Raw genomic sequence first — 19,907 nt, 5'->3', positions numbered from 1 at the left:
CGGTCGGGTCAGGGTTTCAACGTTGAAACCACGATGCACAGTAGCAGGTGCGCCGCGCCGCTGCCGCAGTCGCGCGCCGGCCGATAGGGTGGCGGCATGACCAGCCCCGAACCAGCTCCCGGTACGCCCGCGCCCGGCTACGGTTCCGCCGGCCACGCGCCCGCTCAGCGCAAGCCGCCGGCCGACTCGCGACGGAGCGAACCCGTCGGCGTCGTGGCGCTCGTGTTCGGCGTCTTCATCGTCGTGCTCGACTTCGTCATGATCTTCGTGACCGCTTCGATCATCCGCTCGGCCGACTTCGCCGCGTACTCGACGGTCTCGCTCGTGTCGGCGGCCGTCATGGTCGTGCTCGCGCTCGCCGCGATCTCGGTGGGCGTCGTCGCCTTCGTGCGGGGCGGCGCCACGCGCGTGTACGGCGCGATCGGCGCGACGATCGGCGCGATGGCGCTCATCCAGCAGTTCGGATCGCTCATCTACGGACTCATCGTCGGCGCCTGAGTCGGGTCGCAAGCCAGCGGCCTCGCCGAGCCTCGCCGAGCCTCGCTCGACCCTGTGCGCCTGCGCACCGCGCGCTTCTGGAGGAACTTCGGGCGCCCGTGCGGCGTGTCGCCGGCATCGGCTCGGCGTGTCGGCCGGTTCTTCCGACATTCGGTTCGGTCATCCACGCCCGCTCGGGATGCGGCGGCGGCGGTCACCGCCTATCCTCGATGGGAACGTCCCCCGTTCGCGGGTCGCGCTCCCGATCCCGCATCGCGGAGCCCGGTGATCGACCCGACGGCGACCGACCCGAGCACCTCCCGAGGCATCGTGACCGACGAGTACCCCCACGACGACGAGCCGCTGCGGCGTCCGCGTGGCCGACGAGCCGCGCCGAAGCCCGCGCGCGGTGCCGTGCTGCTCGCGCCGTTGACGGTGATCGCCGCCTGGTTCGTCGCACGAGCCGCCTCGATCGCCGCCTGGTCCGGCGCCCTGCCCGGCCGAGTCCCGCAGCTCGGCCGAGCGGTCACGTGGGCTCGTTCCCGCCTCGCACCCGTCGGTCGTGCGCTCGCCCCGGCCGTGCTCTGGGCGCGCGGGCACCGTCCGGCGGTCGTCATCGCCGGCGCAGGACTCGTCGCCGTGGCCATGCTCGGCGGCGCCGTCGCCGTCATCGGGTCGACCGCCGGGCAGGTCGACGAGGCCGGCCCCGCCGTCGAGTCGCCGCGTCCGACGCCGGGCACGACGACGCCGACGCGCGCGTACCCGCCGATCCTGCCGACCGCGACCCCGCCCGCCGACGAGACGCCGACGACCGAGCCCGACGATGGTGCCGCCGACGATCCCGGCACCGAGCCGACCGTCGAGCCCGAGCCTGCGCCCGAGACGGCCGAGCCCACGCCCGAACCGACCCCCGAGCCCGAAGACGACCACCCGGGCCGAGGCCAGGGCCCGAAGAAGCCGAAGGGCTGAGGCGGGGTCTCGCTACGCGTCGCGCTGCTCGACCACCCGGCGGGTCTCGATCCGCGCGGCGCCGGCCGTGAGGCATCCCGAGCCCGACTCAGGTATCGCGCAGGGGGCGGGCGGTACCCTGAAGGGTGACTACAGGCGACGCCCCCGTCGAGGCCGCGGCTCCGGAGGAGCCCGCCACGACCACCTTCGCGGACCTCGGGCTCGGCGACGCCGTGCTCCGCGCACTCGACGACGTCGGGTACGAGACGCCCTCGGCGATCCAGGCGGCGACGATTCCGACGCTGCTCGCCGGGCGCGATGTCGTGGGCCTCGCGCAGACCGGCACCGGCAAGACGGCGGCCTTCGCGCTGCCCGTCCTCGACCGGCTCGACGTCGACCAGAAGACGCCGCAGGCGCTCGTGCTCGCGCCGACGCGCGAGCTCGCCCTGCAGGTCTGCGAGGCGTTCGAGAAGTACGCGGCGCACCTGCGCGGCGTGCACATCCTGCCCGTCTACGGCGGCCAGGGCTACGGCGTGCAGCTCTCGGCGCTGCGCCGCGGCGTGCACATCGTCGTCGGCACGCCCGGACGCATCATGGACCATCTCGACAAGGGCACCCTCGACCTCTCGGAGCTCAAGTACCTCGTGCTCGACGAGGCCGACGAGATGCTCAAGATGGGCTTCGCCGAAGACGTCGAGACGATCCTCGCCGACACCCCCGACGACAAGCAGGTCGCGCTGTTCTCGGCGACCATGCCGGCTGCGATCCGCCGCATGTCGAAGCAGTACCTGCACGACCCCGAAGAGATCACCGTCAAGACGAAGACGCAGACGTCGGCGAACATCGCCCAGCGCTACCTGCTCGTCGCGCACGCGCAGAAGATCGACGCGCTCACCCGCATCCTCGAGGTCGAGAACTTCGAGGGCATGATCATCTTCGTCCGCACGAAGAACGCCACCGAGGAGGTCGCCGAGAAGCTGCGTGCCCGCGGCTACTCGGCCGCCGCCATCAACGGCGATGTCGCGCAGGCCCAGCGCGAGCGCACCGTCGACCAGTTGAAGAGCGGAAAGCTCGACATCCTGGTGGCGACGGATGTCGCGGCGCGAGGCCTCGACGTCGAGCGCATCTCGCACGTGGTCAACTACGACATCCCGACCGACCCCGAGCCGTACGTGCACCGCATCGGCCGCACCGGTCGCGCGGGGCGCTCGGGCGACGCGATCAGCTTCGTCACGCCGCGTGAGCGTGGCCTGCTCAACCGCATCGAGAAGACGACGAAGCAGCCGCTGACCCAGATGCAGCTGCCGACCGTGGAGGACATCAACGTCACCCGCCTCGCGCGCTTCGACGACCGCATCACGGCGGCGCTCGGCGAGACCGACCGCATCGCCGGATTCCGCGACATCATCGCGCACTACGTGCGCCACAACGACGTGCCCGAGACCGACGTGGCCGCCGCGCTCGCCGTGGTCGCGCAGGGCGAGTCGCCCCTGCTGCTCGAGCCCGAGCCCGAGCGGCCCGCGCGGTTCGACCGCGATCGGGATCGCGGGTCGCGCGACTCGCGCGGCGACCGCTTCGACCGCGGTGACCGCGGAGGCGACCGGTACGAGCGCGACGGCTCCGACCGTCGTCGCGGCGGCGGCGCGTCGTTGCAGAACTACCGCATCTCGGTCGGACGCCGCCAGCACGTCGAGCCGCGCCAGATCGTCGGCGCGCTCGCGAACGAGGGAGGCCTCCGTCGCGAGGACTTCGGTCGCATCCAGATCCGCGGCGACTTCTCGCTCGTCGAGCTGCCCGCCGACCTGCCCCGGGACGTGTTCGACCGGCTCGCCGGCACGCGGATCTCGGGCGAGCTCATCGACCTGCGCCCCGACCGCGGCGGATCGTCGCGGGGCGGGTCGGGCGGCGGGTACGACGGCGACCGCGGTGGACGCGGCTACGACCGCGACCGGGGATCGCGCGGCGGCTACGACCGCGACCGCGAGGGCGGGCGTGCGCCCGAGGGCGACGACCGCCCGGCCCGGAAGCCGCGGCACGGTTCGTCGCGCGACTGAGCGACGAGGCATCCGCTCGCGTTCGACAGGATGAGCCCTCCGGCACCGCCCTGGCGGCGGGTGCCCTACCGCTCATCCTGTTGACGCGCGCGAACGAAGCGCCCCGCCGCAGCCGGTGACCTCCGAGAAGAACTGAGGAACTCGAGCGTCTCGTCGATCGTCGAGGCGCGGATGACCTCGTGTGACCGGCCGTTCCGCCGGATGACGGCGGGTTCCGTCGTATGACCCGGTCGGTCGCGGCATCCGGGGCGGCTGCCTAGCGTCGGGAGCATGTCGCACCGTGTCTCACTCGTCGCCGTCTCGGGCAGCCTGCACGCCCCCTCGAAGACCACCGTGCTGGTGCGCGAGATCCTCGAGGAGTTCGCGGTCGCCCTCGCCGCGCAACCCGGGGTCGAGGTCGAGACCGAGCTCATCGAGCTCGGCGCGATCGGGCGCGAGTTCAGCGGCGCGCTGCGGCGCGACGAGCTGAGCCCCGTCGCCGAGGCGGCGATCCGGCGCATCGAGTCGGCGACCCTGCTCATCGTCGCGAGCCCCGTCTACCGGGCGAGCTTCACGGGGCTGTTCAAGCACGTGTTCGACTTCGTCGGGCAGTACGCGCTCATCGACAAGCCCGTGCTGCTCGCCGCGACCGGCGGCAGCGACCGTCATGCGCTCATCATCGAACACCAGTTCCGGCCGTTGTTCGCCTTCTTCCAGGCGCTCACGCTGCCGATCGGCGTGTACGCGAGCGACGTCGACTTCGTCGACTACCGCCTCGAGTCGGCGCAGCTGCGCGACCGCATCTCGCAGGCCGTGCAGCGCGGCGTGCCGGTCGTGCGCGGCACGCTCCCCGACCGGGTGTCGGAGTACGTCGCGACGTGGTGAGGCCTCGCGTCGAACCTGTGTACGTACACATGTTCGAGGCGTAACGTCCGATCATGAACGCAATACGAGGAGCAATCCGCCCGCCCCCGGCCGACGACATGCGAGTCACCGCGCAAGCCGCAGAACACCGCCGGACCGCAGCCTTCTGGTCGCACTTCGAGGCGAACGTCTCGAACCCGAACCGCTGGGTCGACAGCGCGGCCGCCTACTGGCGACCGGCCGCCGAGGTGATCGCATCATGATCACCGCCGACATGGATGTCTCGACGCTCGGGCCGTTCGCGCTCGATCACATCCTGGCGAGCGAACTGCCCGCCACGCTCGGCACCGCCGAGGCCCCCGAACGGTACGTCGTGACCGCCGTCTTCTCGAGGCGTCCCGACCCGCTCGAACTCGAACTGCTCGCCGCGGCGAGCGTCACCGACCAACTGGCTGCAGCCGGCTACAAGGGCATCACGCTCATGACCGCCGACCGCCGGTTGCTCATCGGCAACACGAACCTGCACGAACTCGAGGCCGGGCTCGCGCAGCGCATCGGGGAGATCCTCGCCGACATCGGGACCCAGGTCGCGACGCTCCGCAAGTCTCGCGATCTCGAGCGCGTGAAGCTCGCCGAGGAGGAGTCCGATCGCGCCGCCGCGGTCGTGAAGCTGGCGAACCGCATCAGCTTCGACCCTCACAGCTCGACGTACCGATGACCTGATTCGCGCCGCCCGTCGGGCGGCGCGGGCTGGGAGCAGACCTCATGGACGAGGCATCCGCTACTCAGGTGAAGGCGGCCGCGCCGGTCGCCCGCCCCAATCCCAACAGCGACTTCACCGACCTCGCGAGGCTCGTGAAGTCCGCCGGGCTCATGCGCCGGCGCTACGGCTACTACTGGACGAAGCTCATCGCCGTGCCGATGGCGGTCGCCGCGGCGATCGCCGTCTTCATCTGGATCGGCGACAGCTGGTGGCAGATGTTCACGGCCGCCGTCTTCGCGTTCCTGTTCACCCAGACCGCGTTCCTCGGCCACGACGCCGCCCACCGCCAGATCTTCCGATCGGGCAAGTGGAACGACTGGACGAGCCTCGTGCTCGGCGGCATCGTCGGCATGAGCTACGGCTGGTGGCAGCACAAGCACACGCGGCACCACGCGAACCCGAACCAGCTCGGCGCGGACCCCGACATCGAACTGCCCGTCGTCGCGTTCACGCCCGAGCAGGCGGCCCGCGAGCGCGCGGCGTTCTTCCGCTGGGTCATCGCGCATCAGGGGGTGTTCTTCTTCCCGATCCTGCTGCTCGAGGGGCTCTCGCTGCACGCCTCGAGCGTGCACCGGGTGCTCGCCCGCGAGCACCTCGCGCACCGACCCGTCGAGATCGCGTTCCTCGCCGTGCGCATCATCGGCTACCTCGCGCTCGTCCTGCTCGTGCTCTCGCCCGACAAGGCGGCCGTGTTCCTCGCGATCCAGCTCGGCCTGTTCGGCTTCTACATGGGCATGTCGTTCGCTCCGAACCACAAGGGCATGCCGCTCGTGCCCAAGGGCATGAAGCTCGACTTCCTGCGCCGGCAGGCGCTCATGAGTCGCAACATCCGCGGCAACCGGGTGCTCGACTTCGCGATGGGCGGGCTCAACTACCAGATCGAGCACCATCTCTTCCCGTCGATGCCGCGCCCGCACCTGCGGCGGGCGGCCCCGCTGATCGCCGCCTACCTGCGCGAGCACGACGTCCCGTACACGCAGACGACGCTGTGGCGGTCGTACGCGATCGTCTTCCACTACATCAACCGGGTGGGGCTCGGTGAGCGCGATCCGTTCGAGTGCCCGCTCGTGGCGCAGCGGGCGAGCATCTGAGGCGCGGGCGGCCTGGACGCGCTCGCTGCGCTCGCTGCTCGACCATCCGGGGCCCGTCGTCATGTGACGTTCGGGTGACCTCGTGTGACACCCGGTTCCCCCGTGTGACAGGCGGGCTCGCGGCCCGCTGCCGCCCTCCCTAGCGTCGGAGCCCGGGAGGTCGACACATGACACGACTCATCATCGGCGCAATGGTCCGGGCGATCGGGGCCTACCCGTCGGGCTGGCGGTATCCGGGGGCGCACCGGGATCCGAGGGGGGATGCCGCGGTGCTGCGCCGCGCGGCCGAGGTCGCCGAACGGGCGCGCCTCGACTACCTGTTCTTCGGCGACTGGCTCGCGACGGGGCACGACCTCGAGTTCCGCGACCCCTACCTCGTCGCCCGCATCGACCCGCTCTCGGCGATCACGTACCTCGCGGGCGTCACCGAGCGCATCGGGCTCATCGCGACCGCGAACACGAGCTACTCCGACCCGTACACGCTCGCCCGTGCGACCGCCTCGGTCGACCTGCTGAGCGGAGGCCGCGCCGGGCTCAACCTCGTCACGGGAGCCGAGCCGCGCGCGGCCGGCAACCACGGCCGCGACTTCCACGCGGCGAACGAGACCCGCTACGACCGCGCGGTCGAGTTCGAGCACGTGCTGCGCCGGCTGTGGGACTCGTTCGAGGACGACGCGATCGTCGCGGATGCCGCGGCGGGGGTCTTCATCGATCCGTCGAAGCTGCACGCCACCGACTTCAACGGCCAGCACCTCGACGTCACGGGTCCGCTCAACGTCGCCCGCCCGGTGCAGGGCCACCTGCCGATCGTGCACGCGGGCACCTCGCCGCGCTCGCGCCTGTTCGCCGCGCAGAACGCCGACCTCGCACTCGTCGCCGTCGGCGACCTCGAGCACGCGGTGCAAGTGCGCGAGGAGCTGCGAGCGCTCGCCTTCGAGTCGGGCCGCGACGATCGCACGCTCAAGGTCATCGCGCCCGTGCTGCCCATCGTCGGCGAGACGCGAGCGCACGCCCAGGCGATCGCCGACGAGCTGAGCGAGCTCGTGCAGATCGCCGAGGACTGGCCAGACGGCCCGCCGCCCGCGTTCCCCGCGAACCGATCGCTCGCGCAGCTGTCGACCCTGCTCGGCGTCGACGTGTCGGGGCTGTCGCCCGACCGCGCGGTCACGCCGGCGCTCGTGGCCGAGTTCAGCGCGCCCGGTCAGGAGCTCGTCGAGATCGTGGCCGAGCGCACCGGTCGCAGCCCCGCGGGCGAACGCCCGCCGACGCTCAGGCACCTCGTCGTCGCCGCCTCGGTGAACGCCTCGATGATCGTGGGCACGGCCGACGACATCGCCACGGAGTTCGAGGCGTGGGGTGATGCCGGCGCCGTCGACGGCTTCAACGTGCTCTCCGCGATCCAGCCCGCGCAGTTCGACGCGTTCGCCCTCGAGGTCGTGCCGGAGCTGCAGCGGCGGGGCGTCTTCCCGACCGAGTACGAGGGCGAGACCCTGCGCGAGCACCTCGGCCTGGCCCGCCCCGACAACGTCCACGTGACGCGGCATGACGCCCCGTTGCCGCCGGTTTCCCGCGGTGACGGCGGGCGTCGTGGGGCGGTTGAGACGCCGGCGAGGCATCCGTAGCTTCGACGATCACACCCCGCACCACTGGGTGACCTGATCGCACTTCCGAACCGAAGGAACTCCACGCACATGTCCACGAAGCACACGCGACTCATCGCCGCCGGCGCCGCCGCGCTCGCCGCAGTCGGGCTCCTCGCCGGCTGCGCCGGGCAGGGCGCCGCAGGCTCGGCCGGCGCCGCCGGCGAGCCGGTCGAGGGCGGCACGCTCACGTACCTCGAGCACCAGCCGTACACGACGCTCTACCCGCCGCAGGCCGGTTTCTACCCGAACGGCGGGCTCGTCAACAACCTCACCGCCCGCCTCACCTGGCAGGACCCGGAGACGCTCGAGATCCAGCCGTGGGTCGCGACCGACTGGGCCGTCAACGCGGATGCCACGGAGTACACGTTCGACCTTCGCGACGACGTGACCTTCTCCGACGGCACCCCGCTCGACGCGGCCGCGGTGGCCGAGAACTTCGACACGTACGGGCTCGGCGACGAGGAGCTCGGACTCACCGTCTCCGAGGCGATCAACAACTACGCCTCGAGCGAGGTCGTCGACGACGACACCGTGACGTTCCGGTTCTCGGCGCCGGCGCCGGGCTTCCTGCAGGCGACCTCGACGATCAACTCGGGCCTCGTCTCGCCCGACACCCTCGACCGCAAGCTCGAGGACTGGGGCGCCGGCTCGGCGACCGAGATCATCGGCTCGGGTCCGTTCACGATCACCGAGGAGGAGATCGGCACCTCGCTGCACCTCGCGGCGCGTGAGGACTACGACTGGGCCCCGGCCTCGTTCGAGCATCAGGGCCGGGCCTACCTCGACGGCATCGACCTCGTCGTCACGCCCGAGGACAGCGTGCGCATCGGCTCGCTGCTCGCCGGGCAGGCCGACGTCATCCGCTACGTGCAGGCGTTCGACGAGCAGCAGGTCGCCGACGCCGGCTTCGAGATCGTCGCCGCCCCCACCCGGGGCGTCAACAACTCGCTCGGGCTGCGGTTCACCAATCCGCTGCTGAGCGATCTGCGCGTGCGCCAGGCGCTCGTGCACGGCGTCGACGCCCAAGAGGTCGTCGACACGATCTTCACCGCGAACTACCCAGTCGCGACGAGCGAGCTCGCGGCGACGGCCGCCGGGTACACCGACGAGTCGGCGAAGCTCGCCTACGATCCCGAGCAGTCCGAGCAGCTGCTCGACGAGGCCGGCTGGAAGGTCGGCGACGACGGCATCCGCGAGAAGGGCGGCGAGCGGCTCTCGCTCACCGTCTACGAGGCGAAGCCCCAGCCGCTCTCGAAGCAGACGCTCGAGCTCGTGAGCCAGCAGCTCGCGAAGATCGGCGTCGAGCTCAACGTCAAGGCCGCCGACGCGGGCAGCTACGCCGAGGACATCCTCGACCCGCTGAAGACCCCGGTCTACCACTCGATGGTCGGACGCGCCGACAACGACGTGATCAAGAGCCAGTACCACACGCAGAACCGCAACACGCTGCTGTCGGACGACGCGAAGCTCGACGAGCTGCTCGAGGCCGTGGCCTCCGAGCCCGACCCCGCGAAGCGCGACGAGGCCTCGGCCGCCGTGCAGGACTACCTGACCGAGCAGGCCTACGTGATCCCGCTGTTCGAGGAGCCGCAGGTCTACGGCGCTGCGCCGTACGTGCACGGCTTCACGACCGAGGCCGTGGCCCGTCCGCAGTTCTACGACACCTGGGTCGAGAAGCAGTAGCCGCTCGGTCGGTCGAGCAGGTCGAGGAGGGAGCGTCGGCGACCGTCTCGAAACCCGGGCCCGCACGTCGCGGGTTTCGAGACGCCGCTCCGCTCCTCCTCGACCCGCAACCGCAACCCCTCGAAAGGAGAGAACGATGCCCTACCTCGCATGCCGCACCGGACAGGCGCTCATCGTGCTCGCGATCGCGTTCACCGCGACGTTCGTGCTGCTGCAGGCGCTGCCCGGTGACGCGATCCTCATCAAGTTCGAGAGTCCCGAGCTCGGGCTCTCGCCCGAGCAGATCGCCGACATCCGGGCGAGCTACGGCGCCGACGTGCCCGCGTGGCAGCAGTTCCTGCACACGATCTCGGGGTTCGTCGTCGGCGACTTCGGGTACTCGGTGCAGTACGGCACGCCCGTGCACGAGCTCATCGGCACCGCGCTGCCCGAGACGCTCGTGCTCGCGGGCCTCGGGTTCGTCGTCGCGGTGGTCCTCGCGGTCGCGCTCGCGTTCCTCTCGACGCTCGCCCCGTTCGGCTGGCTGCGCCAGGGGCTGCGAGCGTTGCCCGGCGTCTTCGTCTCGGTGCCCGTGTTCTGGCTCGGCATCGTGCTCATCCAGGTCTTCTCGTTCCAGTTGCGGCTCGTGCCGGTGATCGGGGCCGACCCCGTGCAGGGACTCATCCTCCCGGTGCTCACGCTCGCGGTGCCGATCTCGGCGCCGCTCGCGCAGATCCTCGCCCGATCGATCGACGAGGTGCAGCTCTCGCCGTTCGTCGCCGTCGTCCGGGCGAAGGGCGCGAGCCCCGCGCGGGTGCTCTGGCGCGACGTCGCCCGCAACGCGACCCTGCCCGCGATCACGATCGCGGGCGTGCTCATCGGCGAACTCATCGGCGGCGCGGTCGTCACCGAGACCGTGTTCGGCCGCGCCGGCATCGGCCGGCTCACCGAACAGGCGGTCGCCAATCAGGATGTCGCGGTGCTGCAGGCGATCGTCGTGCTGGCCGCCCTCGTGTTCGTCGTCGTCAACCTCGCGGTCGACCTGGTGTACCCGGTGCTCGATCCGCGACTCAAGCGGAAGGCGGTGGCGGCATGAGCGTCGATGTGCGCGAGTCGGTCGAGGCCGGCGGCAGAGGTGGGAGCGTGGCGAGCGCGCCGAGCCCCGTCACGACCGGGCCCCGGTCGGAGGTTCTCGAGGCGCGGCCTCCGTCGCCGGACGCTCCTCGACCGGCGGCAGCGGGGCCTCCTCCGTCGGGCGCTCCCCGAGCGGCCGACGTGCGGCGCCGGCTCCGGGGCATCCGGCCTGGGCTCGTGGTGGCGTGGACCGTGATCGCCGTCGTGATCGCGTGGGCGATCGTGCCGTGGCTGTTCACCGGGCAGGACCCGCTCGCGGGCGTGCCCGCCGAGAAGCTGCAGGCGCCGAGCGGCGCCCACCTGTTCGGCACCGACGCCATCGGCCGCGACCTCTTCACGCGGGTCGTGCACGGCGCGGTGCACTCGCTCTCGGGCGCCTTCGTCGCCGTCACCGTCGGCCTCGTCGGCGGCACCCTGCTCGGCGTGCTCGCGGGCTCGCTCGGCGGCGCGGTCGACGCGGTCGTCATGCGTCTCGTCGACGTGCTGCTCGCGATCCCCGGGCTGCTGCTCGCGCTCAGCATCATCATCCTGCTCGGCTTCGGCACCGTGAACGCCGCGATCGCCGTCGGCGTCGGCTCGGTCGCCGCGTTCGCCCGGCTGTCGCGCTCGGAAGTGGTGCGAGTGCGCCAGGCCGACTACGTCGAGGCGGCGTTCGGCTCGGGCGCCCGACTGCACGCGGTGCTCTTCCGCCATGTGCTGCCGAATTCGCTGACCGCCGTCGTCGGCCTCGCAGCGCTGCAGTTCGGCACCGCGATCCTCGCGATCTCGACGCTCGGCTTCCTCGGCTACGGCGCGCCGCCGCCGACGCCCGAGTGGGGCCTGCTCATCGCGGAGGGGCGCAACTACGTCGCGACCTCGTGGTGGCTCACCGTGCTGCCCGGCCTCGTCGTCGTCGCGGTCGTGCTCAGCGCCAACCGCATCAGCCACGCCCTCGGGAGGACCCGATGACCGCCACCGCCCCGCTGCTCTCGATCGAGCACCTCGACGTCGGCTACCGCACCCGCGACGGCGTGCGACCCGTCGTGCACGACGTGTCGTTCGACGTGCAGCCGGGCGAGGTCGTCGCCCTCGTCGGCGAATCGGGCTCGGGCAAGACGACGACCTCGAGCGCCGTGCTCGGCCTGCTGCCCGAGGGAGGCCGCGCCCTCGGCGGTGCGATCCGGCTGTCGGGTACCGACATCGCAGGCTGGAGCGACCGCCGCCTCGAGTCGGTGCGCGGCGCGCGCATCGGCTACATCCCGCAGGACCCGGTTTCGTCGCTCAACCCCGTGCGGCCGATCGGCGTGCAGCTCGCAGAGACGTTCCGCATCCACGGGCGGGGCGACCGTCGTAGCATCCGCGGGCGCGTGCTCGAGCTGCTCGAACGCGTCGGCCTCGACGACCCGGCGCTGCGGGCGAAGCAGTACCCGCACGAGCTGTCGGGCGGCATGCGGCAGCGGGTGCTCATCGCCAACGCGGTCGCGCTCTCGCCCGAGCTCGTGATCGCCGACGAGCCGACGAGCGCGCTCGACGTGACCGTGCAGCGGCGCATCCTCGACCTCATCGACGAGCTGCGCCGCGAGCACGGCACGGCGGTGCTGCTCGTGACGCACGACCTCGGCGTCGCCGCCGAGCGCGCCGAACGCATCGTGGTCATGCAGCACGGTCGCATCGTCGAGCAGGGCGCGACCGAAGCCGTGCTCGATGCGCCCGGCGAGTCGTACACGCGCCGGCTGCTCGCCGACGCGCCGGGGCTCGCCGAGCACGCGTTCCGGCACCCGAGGCCGCCGCTCTTCCTCCGCGACCCGGGCGTCGCCGCCGCCGAGAACCCGTTCGTGCTCGAGGCATCCGGTCTCGTGAAGGAGTTCTCGCTCGGGCGCCGGCGGCCGGCGTTCCGCGCCGTCGACGACGTGTCGTTCCAGGTGCTGCGCGGCACGACGCACGCGATCGTGGGGGAGTCCGGCTCGGGCAAGACCACGACGGCCCGCATCATCGCCCGGTTCGCGGCGCCCGACGCGGGCGCGGTGTCGCTCGGCGGCGCCGACGCGACGGCGCTCGCCGGGTCCGCGAAGCGGGAGTTCCGCCGCCGAGTGCAACTCGTCTACCAGAACCCGTTCGCGTCGCTCGACCCGCGCCAGACGGTCGCCGAGATCATCTCGGAGCCGCTGCGCAACTTCGGCGTCGGCGATCGCGCCACCCGCGCCGCGACCGCGCGCCGGCTCATCGACCGCGTCGCCCTTCCGGCCGACGTCGCCGGACGTCGCCCGGCCGAGCTGTCGGGCGGGCAACGGCAGCGCGTCGCGATCGCCCGTGCGCTCGCGCCCGAGCCCGAACTCGTCATCCTCGACGAGGCCGTCTCGGCGCTCGACGTCACCGTGCAGGCCCGCATCCTGGAGCTGCTCGAGCAGCTGCAGGACGAGCTCGGGCTCAGCTACCTCTTCATCTCGCACGACCTCGCGGTCGTCGCCCGCATCAGCCACTCGGTGTCGGTGATGCGCCGCGGGCGCATCGTCGAGCAGGGCGCCACCGAGCAGGTCTTCCGAGCGCCGCAGCACGCCTACACCCGGGAGCTGCTCGACGCGGTGCCCCGACGCGCGGCGGTCGCTGCCGTCGCGACGCCCGCTCCATCCGCTCCCGCCGTCCCTCCCGCCGTCCCGACCGGAAAGGCCCTCGCATGACCCGCATCGGATTCTTCACCAGGCTCCTCGACGACGCCGGCGCGGCCGAGCGCTACCGCATCGCGACCGAGCAGGTCGTCGCCGCGGAGCGGCACGGCTTCGACTCGGCATGGGTGGCGCAGCACCACTTCCACGCCGCGGAGGGCGGGCTGCCGTCGCCGTTCGTGTTCCTCGCCCACGTCGCGGCGCAGACCTCGCGCATCCGGCTCGGCACGGGGGTCGTGACGCTGCCGCTCGAAGACCCCGTGCGGGTCGCCGAAGACGCGGTCGTGCTCGACCTCCTGTCGGGCGGCCGCGCCGAGCTGGGGCTCGGGTCGGGTTCGGCGCCCGCGTCGTTCCTCGCCTTCGGCGAGCGCTCGGAGGATCGCGGCCGGGTCTTCGGCGAGAAGATCGATGCGCTCGTCGCGGCCCTCGCCGGCGGCGCGCTCGGCGACGACGCGAACCGTCTGCAACCGCCGGGTCGCGACCTGCTCGGCCGGGTCTGGCAGGCCACGTTCTCGGCGTTCGGCGGCACCCGAGCCGGGCGCGCGGGGCACGGCCTCATGCTCTCCCGCACCCAGCCCCGGTCTGCGGATGCCCCGGGTGCGAGCCTCTCGCAGGTGCAGCAGCCCGTGATCGACGCGTACCTCGAGGCGCTGCCGCACGGGGTGCCGCCGCGCATCCTCGCGTCGCGCACGCTCTTCGTCGCCGACTCGCGCGACGAGGCGAGGCGCCACGCCGAGATCGGCTTGCGTCGCGCCGCCGTGGGCTTCACCCGCATGGGCCAGCCGCCCCTCGGCGACACCCTCGACGACCTCATCGCCGCGTACGACACCCACGTCGGCACGGTCGACGAGGTGATCGAGTCGCTCTCGCGCGACACGGTCGCCGCGCAGGCGACCGAGGTCGCGTTCCAGGTGCACTCGGTCGACCCACCGCACGAGCTCGTGCTGCGCTCGATCGAGCTCATCGCCCGCGAGGTCGCGCCCGCGCTCGGCTGGGGCGCACGCTCGCACGCCCTCGCCGGTTGAACGCACCCACTCGCGCGGGCGAGGAACGGGTCGGCCGGCCGTTCGCCATTCGGCCCCGCGCCTCACTCGGGAGAGGGCGACCACATGACCGAACCCGCTGAGGAGCGGGATCCTTCCGTCGGCAGCGAACGACCAGGTCGGCAACGACCGACCAAGACCGGCAACGAACGACTACGACAGAAAGGCACCGACATGACCGACCTCATCGACCGGCTCGCGGGGGTGACGCCCGGCAGCGCCGTCGACGCGCTGCGCCGGCACCGCCCCGCGACCCGCGACAACGCCCAGGCGAGCTACGACGCCCTCTTCACCGCGATCGACGAGACGCACGCGAGTCTCGCCGAACGCGCCGCGGTCGCCCAGTTCGTCTCGATCCTGCACGACGACGAGGTCGCGGCCGCGCACTACGCCGCACTCGCCCGCGACGCGGGCGGCGACGCCCTCGTCGACGCGACGACCGACCTCGCCGCCTCGGTGCGCACGACCGGTCCGTACGGCGCGTACCCGGCAGGCCCGCTCACCGCCGAGGACCGCGACGGCCTGCGCCTCGGGGTCGCGGCCGACGACCCCGCCCGCACGGTGCTCGGCACCCGGCTCACCGCGGCGTTCGAGCACGCGCACCTGCTCGTGTTCCGCCCGCGGGAGTCGTCGCCCGGGGCGCTCGGCGCGCTCGCCGCGGCCGGCTGGTCGACCGACGGCATCGTCACCCTCTCCCAGCTCGTGTCGTTCCTCGCGTTCCAGTTGCGCGTCGCGGCCGGGCTCCGCCTGCTCGACACGGAGGACGCAGCATGACCGACCAGACCATCACCGACCAGGCCGTCGACGACGCGGTCGTCGCCCACCCCGAGGCATCCACCCCTGATCGCTTCACCCAGGACGAGCTCGGCTGGACGCCGTGGCTCGAACCGGCCGACGAGGCGGGTCTCACCGAACGCCAGTACGAGGGGCTCGTCGACCGCGCCCGTGCGAAGAGCGACTACTTCAGGCTGCTCGCGCGCGACCCCGACATCCTGAGGGCGCGCACCCTCACCGACAAGGACATCTTCTACAACGCGAAGGACGGCCTGCCGCGCGCCGAGCGCGAGCTCGCCGCCGCCGCGACGAGCCGGTTCAACGGCTGCATCTTCTGCGCCTCGGTGCACGCGCGCTTCGCGACGCACCATTCCAAGCGCCACGACGACGTGCAGCGGCTGCTCGACGAGGGCACGGGCGGCGAGCAGGATGCCGCATGGCGGGCCGTCATCGACGCCGCGGTCGCGCTCGCGGCCACGCCGCCGCGGCTCGAGCGGCGCCATCTCGACGCGCTCCGCGAGGTCGGCCTCGATGAGCAGGCCGTCTCCGACGTCATCCATTCCGCGGCGTTCTTCAACTGGGCGAATCGGCTCATGCTCTCGCTCGGCGAGCCCACCCCGCCCGCGGCCTGAGCCGATTGTGTCCGAATGTTGCGCGGCGTGACGGTGCGCGACGGCAAGGGTTGAGGCGGTCACGGGCGGCTCGTAGCCTCGACCCACCACGCACCGAGGAGACTTCCGTGATCGCCACAGAACAGGCCGCCGTCCGCCCCGCGCGCACGTCGGAGGCGGCGCGCATGACGGAAGCCCCGGCGCCGACCCCGGTCGCCGGGTTCGACCCGCTCGCCCCGCTCGTCGACGCCGGTCTCGAGGTACCCGTGCTCGGCGGTCGCACCGTGCGCCACGTCAACCTCGACGTGGCCGCGTCGGCTCCCGCCTTCACTGTCGTCGCCGAGCAGGTCGCCCGGGTGCTGCCGTACTACGCGAGCGTGCACCGCGGCACCGGGTACCCGTCGCAGCAGACCACGGCGCTCGTCGAGGGCGCGCGTGCGACCGTCGCCCGCCATGTCGGCGCCCGCGATGACGACCTCGTCGTGTTCACCCGCAACACGACCGACGCGCTCAACCTGCTCGCGGCCGCGGTGCCGGGCGACACCGTCGTGCTCGACCTCGAGCACCACGCGAACCTGCTGCCCTGGCGCGACGGCGCCCGCCGCGTCGTCGTCGCCCGCCCGACGATCGCCGAGACGCTCGACGCGCTCGACGCCGAGCTCGCCCGATGTCCCGCGGCGCTCCTCACCGTCACCGGCGCGTCGAACGTCACCGGGGAGGTGCTGCCGATCGACCGGCTCGCGCGGATCGCCCACGCGCACGGCGCCCGCATCGCCGTCGACGCCGCGCAACTGCTGCCGCACCGTCGGGTCTCGCTCGAGGCATCCGGCATCGACTACCTCGCCTTCTCGGGTCACAAGGCCTACGCGCCGTTCGGGGCCGGTGCGCTCGTGGGCCGCGCCGATTGGCTCGACGCGGCGCCCGCCCACCTCGCCGGCGGCGGCGCCGTCGAGCACGTTCGCCTCGACCGCGTCGAATGGAAGCACGGCGCCGCCCGCCACGAGGCCGGCACGCCGAACGTCGTCGGCATCGTCGCGATCGCCCGCGCGCTCACCGAGTTCGAACGCCTCGGCGAGCCGGCCCGCGCGGCGCACGAGCTCGCGCTCACCGAACGCCTGCACGCGGGGCTCGCGTCGCAGCGCGGCATCCGGGTCGTGCGCGGGTTCAGCGACGCGGATGACCGCCTCGGCATCGCGACGATCGAGCTCGAGCAGGGTTCGGTCGGGTTGCTGGCCGCCGCGCTCGGGGCCGAGCACGGCATCTCGGTGCGCGCCGGCCGGTTCTGCGCCCACCCCTTCTTCGACCGAGTCGGCAGCCGCTCGAACGGCTTGCGCGCGAGCCTCGGCGCGGGCTCCACGACCGACGACGTCGACCGCTTCCTCGCGGCGCTCGCGAAGCTCGTCGCCGGCGGACCGGCGCACGCGTACGATCGCGGCCCCGAGGGTTGGCACCCGCTCGTCGACGACCGCCCCCGGGCCGTGTTCGACTTCGCCTGAGACGCCCGCCGAACGGGGGCTGGCCGCGACGATCGCCGCGGACTAGCGTCGGGAGCGGAGGCTCCCAGTGACGGGCGACGATGCTGAACTCGAGGCGCGTGCCGACGCGCTGCGGCGCGTCGTCTACGGAACCCCCGACGGCTACGAGACGGATGCCGCGATCGAGCTCGAACGCGTCGAGGCCGAACTCGCCCGGCGGTCGGAGCAGCGCCGGGCCGCGGCATCCCGCACGGCGGCACCCGCCCCTGATGCCGGATCCGGGGAATCCGGCGATGCGCCGGGCGCGGATGCCCCCGTCGCCGCGCGGCGCGACGAATCTCCGAACCCGCCAGCGGCGGCGGCGTTGCGTCCTCGCCGGTGGCCCGGCGTGCTCGCGATCGCAGGAGTGCTCGGCGTGTTCGCGGCGGTCGGAGCCGTCGCGCTCGACGCGGCGCTCGCGCCGCCGCGCGGACTCGCGGTGTTCGATCGGCCGCAGCAGCCGGAGGACGAGAGCCTCGTCGTGGCCCTCGGCGCCCAGGCCGACACCGTGCGCAAGCTCGACGAGCTGTTCGGCCGCGGGTTCTGGGTGTACCTCAACGGCGCCGACCAGGTCTGCCTCTCGGTGATTCCGATCGGCGGCACGAACCTCGTCGAGCGCGGCGAGTGCGCCTCGCGCGAGCGGTTCGCCGAGCACGGCATCGTCGTGCAGTACGCGGCGACCGAGCTCGGCGCCCGCCGACCGCGCGGATCGGGTGAGCGCGACGTGATCGTCGTCTCCTGGCTGCCCGACGCCGAGGGCGTCGAGTGGGAGCTCGTGATGATCGACCCGCCCGGGAACGATCGGATGACCTACGGTGAGTGGTCGTCGGGTCGCGAGGATGAGGCGTTCGTCGACTGAATGCGCCGTTCGTAGACTGGGGGAGTCGCACGAGGGGAGACCGATGCAGCCACTGGTCGAGTCCGACGTCAAGTCCGCGCTCGGCAACGCCAGCCAGGCGGAGATCGCCCAGCTGTCGCTGCCGGTCAAGTTCTTCGTCACCGAGTGGGCGCACCTCGACGCGTTCGCCTGGCGCGACCCGCGCATCGCCGAGCGGGGCTACCTCGTCACCGAGCTCGACGGTTCGCCCGCCGGCGTCGTGCTGCGCGCGTCGGAACGCACCGGCTCCCGGCACCGCGCCGCCGTGTGCAACCTCTGCCACACCCACCAGCCCGGCGACCAGGTCGCGCTGTTCTCCGCCCGGCGCGCGGGCGAGGCGGGCGAACGCGGCGACAGCATCGGCACGTACATCTGCAGCGACCTCGCCTGCCAGGAGACGGTGCGGCTCGGCCGGCCCGCCGCGCCGTCGGAGGTACTGCCGAGCGCCCACGAGCTCGAGCGCATCGAGGGGCTCGCGCGACGCACCAAGGCGTTCGTGGCCGACGTGCTCGGGGCGTAGTCGCGGCTTCTGAAGCAGCATCCGCACCGGGCATTGTCATCGGCACGACCGACGGATGCCCCCGATCGAGCGCGGCGTCGCCGTCGCCTCGTCACGCTGATGGGCGGGATCGTCAGCGCCGGGGGCGTCGCCCGAGCCGACGGCGCAACTCGTCGTTCTCCTGCTCGAGGGCGAGGACGCGACCGATGCCCGCGAGGTTGATGCCGTCGCCCTGGAGCCGCACGACCTGGCGCACGAGCGCGAGGTCGTCTTCGCTGTACCGGCGCGTGCCGCCCTCGGTGCGGGCGGGTGTCAGCAGCCCCTTCTCCTCGTAGAGGCGGAGGGTGGCCGGCTGCAACTCGACGAGTTGAGCCGCCACCGCGATGCTGTACAGCGGCATGCCGCCCGCCCGATCGTTCATCTTCGGAAGTCTGCTCGGGGACTTGAAACAAGTCAAGCAGTTGGTGTATTAAATCTATTGCAAACACTGTAGGTAATCTCAATCAGCGATGACGGGTAACCCATCGGTCGGCCCGTCGAGGTCGGGGGTGGCCGGGTTGATGCAGATGTCGGCGACGTCGACGGCCGGGTTCGTCGAGCTGGTGCTCGCCGACCAGGCGTGGGTCGACGTCGAGTTCGAGGCGATCGTCGCGCGACTGCGCACGTCGTCGACGACGACGGCGCTCACGGCCGGCCGATCGCCCGCTCGTGCCGCTCGCGGCCGGGCGCTGACCTCGACGCAGCCGCCGACACGCCCGGCGCACGTCGGCGGGAGGGCTCGCGATCCCCCGCGCGACGGGCGCGCAGACGAGAGATCCCACCATCGACGAAAGGAGTTCACCGTGGCCATGTCATTCGATCCCTTCAGCCAACTCGACCGGATCGCGCAGACGATCTTCGACACCAGTCGCCAGCCGAGGATGATGCCGGTCGACCTCTTCCGAGAGGGCGACCGCTACCTCCTCAATGCCGACCTCCCGGGCATCGATCCCGGGTCGATCGACATCGACGTCGATGGGCACCTGCTGACGATCCGCGCCCAGCGGTCGGCTGCCGCGGGTGAGAACAGCAGGTGGATGCTGCAGGAGCGCCCGTTCGGCAGCTACATGCGGCAGTTCACGATCGGCGACGACGTCGATCCCGACGGCATCAGCGCCAGCTACGACAACGGCGTGCTCAGCGTGCTCATCCCGATCGCCGAGCGTGCCAAGCCGCGCAAGGTCGCGATCGAGTCGGCCGGTGAGGTCGGGCGCAAGTCGGTGACCGCCTGATCCCCACGGCGACGCGGGCGCCCGGCCGATGCCGCCCCGCCCGCCGCGCCGCCCCCGAAGT

At 72.3% G+C, this 19,907-nt stretch carries 21 protein-coding genes; 19 read left to right on the top strand and 2 right to left on the bottom strand.

The window, feature by feature from the left end; translation table 11 throughout:
* Positions 1–96: 96 nt before the first annotated feature.
* The 18 genes from ACWGPE_RS01395 (at position 97) to ACWGPE_RS01310 (ending at position 18,596) form a co-directional block, all read left to right on the top strand.
* Positions 97–498 carry a hypothetical protein gene (locus ACWGPE_RS01395; RefSeq protein WP_231428714.1) on the top strand — a complete coding sequence of 134 codons (402 nt, stop codon included), beginning with the start codon at positions 97–99 and terminating at the stop codon, positions 496–498.
* A gap of 264 nt (positions 499–762) precedes the next feature.
* Entirely contained in the window at positions 763–1,446 is a 684-nt protein-coding gene (locus ACWGPE_RS01390) for a hypothetical protein (protein WP_275506209.1), read from the top strand.
* 125 nt (positions 1,447–1,571) lie between these two features.
* Positions 1,572–3,479, top strand: coding sequence for a DEAD/DEAH box helicase (locus ACWGPE_RS01385; RefSeq protein ID WP_452047940.1), 1,908 nt, complete (start codon positions 1,572–1,574; stop codon positions 3,477–3,479).
* Positions 3,480–3,749: 270 nt separating this feature from the next.
* The gene (msuE, locus tag ACWGPE_RS01380) at positions 3,750–4,343 is read left to right on the top strand and encodes an FMN reductase (RefSeq protein WP_275506211.1); all 594 of its coding nucleotides are present in this window, start codon (positions 3,750–3,752) and stop codon (positions 4,341–4,343) included.
* Between the two features lie 53 nt (positions 4,344–4,396).
* Positions 4,397–4,585 carry a hypothetical protein gene (locus tag ACWGPE_RS01375; protein WP_231428710.1) on the top strand — a complete coding sequence of 63 codons (189 nt, stop codon included), beginning with the start codon at positions 4,397–4,399 and terminating at the stop codon, positions 4,583–4,585.
* On the top strand, positions 4,582–5,040 hold the full coding sequence (locus ACWGPE_RS01370; protein WP_231428709.1) for a hypothetical protein: 459 nt from the start codon (positions 4,582–4,584) through the stop codon (positions 5,038–5,040). Before ACWGPE_RS01375 ends, ACWGPE_RS01370 begins: the two co-directional genes overlap by 4 nt.
* A gap of 47 nt (positions 5,041–5,087) precedes the next feature.
* Positions 5,088–6,176 carry a fatty acid desaturase family protein gene (locus tag ACWGPE_RS01365; protein ID WP_231428708.1) on the top strand — a complete coding sequence of 363 codons (1,089 nt, stop codon included), beginning with the start codon at positions 5,088–5,090 and terminating at the stop codon, positions 6,174–6,176.
* 167 nt (positions 6,177–6,343) lie between these two features.
* Entirely contained in the window at positions 6,344–7,798 is a 1,455-nt protein-coding gene (locus ACWGPE_RS01360; protein ID WP_231428707.1) for an NtaA/DmoA family FMN-dependent monooxygenase, read from the top strand.
* A 69-nt stretch (positions 7,799–7,867) separates the two neighbouring features.
* Positions 7,868–9,502, top strand: coding sequence for a TIGR04028 family ABC transporter substrate-binding protein (locus tag ACWGPE_RS01355; RefSeq protein ID WP_452047939.1), 1,635 nt, complete (start codon positions 7,868–7,870; stop codon positions 9,500–9,502).
* A 136-nt stretch (positions 9,503–9,638) separates the two neighbouring features.
* The gene (locus ACWGPE_RS01350; RefSeq protein ID WP_452047938.1) at positions 9,639–10,577 is read left to right on the top strand and encodes an ABC transporter permease; all 939 of its coding nucleotides are present in this window, start codon (positions 9,639–9,641) and stop codon (positions 10,575–10,577) included.
* Between the two features lie 218 nt (positions 10,578–10,795).
* A complete protein-coding gene (locus ACWGPE_RS01345; protein ID WP_374201052.1) occupies positions 10,796–11,563 on the top strand; it encodes an ABC transporter permease in 768 nt (255 codons plus the stop codon).
* On the top strand, positions 11,560–13,272 hold the full coding sequence (locus ACWGPE_RS01340) for a dipeptide ABC transporter ATP-binding protein (protein WP_452047937.1): 1,713 nt from the start codon (positions 11,560–11,562) through the stop codon (positions 13,270–13,272). Before ACWGPE_RS01345 ends, ACWGPE_RS01340 begins: the two co-directional genes overlap by 4 nt.
* Positions 13,269–14,282: a putative FMN-dependent luciferase-like monooxygenase gene (locus tag ACWGPE_RS01335; RefSeq protein ID WP_376930865.1), complete on the top strand. Its 1,014-nt coding sequence runs from the start codon at positions 13,269–13,271 to the stop codon at positions 14,280–14,282. The genes ACWGPE_RS01340 and ACWGPE_RS01335 overlap by 4 nt, the downstream gene beginning before the upstream one ends.
* Positions 14,283–14,474: 192 nt before the next feature.
* Positions 14,475–15,074: a CMD domain protein gene (locus ACWGPE_RS01330; protein ID WP_452047936.1), complete on the top strand. Its 600-nt coding sequence runs from the start codon at positions 14,475–14,477 to the stop codon at positions 15,072–15,074.
* Positions 15,071–15,706: an alkylhydroperoxidase domain protein gene (locus tag ACWGPE_RS01325; protein WP_231428700.1), complete on the top strand. Its 636-nt coding sequence runs from the start codon at positions 15,071–15,073 to the stop codon at positions 15,704–15,706. The genes ACWGPE_RS01330 and ACWGPE_RS01325 overlap by 4 nt, the downstream gene beginning before the upstream one ends.
* A 107-nt stretch (positions 15,707–15,813) precedes the next feature.
* Complete coding sequence (locus tag ACWGPE_RS01320; RefSeq protein ID WP_452047935.1) at positions 15,814–17,181, top strand: aminotransferase class V-fold PLP-dependent enzyme; 1,368 nt, start codon at positions 15,814–15,816, stop codon at positions 17,179–17,181.
* A gap of 67 nt (positions 17,182–17,248) precedes the next feature.
* Positions 17,249–18,058 carry a hypothetical protein gene (locus tag ACWGPE_RS01315; protein WP_231428698.1) on the top strand — a complete coding sequence of 270 codons (810 nt, stop codon included), beginning with the start codon at positions 17,249–17,251 and terminating at the stop codon, positions 18,056–18,058.
* Positions 18,059–18,101: 43 nt separating this feature from the next.
* Positions 18,102–18,596 carry an FBP domain-containing protein gene (locus ACWGPE_RS01310; RefSeq protein WP_376930869.1) on the top strand — a complete coding sequence of 165 codons (495 nt, stop codon included), beginning with the start codon at positions 18,102–18,104 and terminating at the stop codon, positions 18,594–18,596.
* Between the two features lie 112 nt (positions 18,597–18,708).
* Here the strand turns inward: ACWGPE_RS01310 and ACWGPE_RS01305 are convergent, their stop codons facing one another.
* Both ACWGPE_RS01305 and ACWGPE_RS01300 read right to left on the bottom strand, forming a co-directional pair.
* Complete coding sequence (locus ACWGPE_RS01305) at positions 18,709–18,996, bottom strand: MerR family transcriptional regulator (protein WP_231428696.1); 288 nt, start codon at positions 18,994–18,996, stop codon at positions 18,709–18,711.
* Between the two features lie 78 nt (positions 18,997–19,074).
* The gene (locus tag ACWGPE_RS01300; protein ID WP_231428695.1) at positions 19,075–19,263 is read right to left on the bottom strand and encodes a hypothetical protein; all 189 of its coding nucleotides are present in this window, start codon (positions 19,261–19,263) and stop codon (positions 19,075–19,077) included.
* A 154-nt stretch (positions 19,264–19,417) separates the two neighbouring features.
* On the opposite strand from ACWGPE_RS01300, the gene ACWGPE_RS01295 reads away from it, so the two are divergent.
* Positions 19,418–19,846: an Hsp20/alpha crystallin family protein gene (locus ACWGPE_RS01295; protein WP_231428694.1), complete on the top strand. Its 429-nt coding sequence runs from the start codon at positions 19,418–19,420 to the stop codon at positions 19,844–19,846.
* Positions 19,847–19,907 lie beyond the last annotated feature (61 nt).

The sequence above is a fragment of the Agromyces sp. NPDC055658 genome, from assembly GCF_053618155.1.
This window is presented reverse-complemented; position numbering and strand designations above follow the sequence as displayed.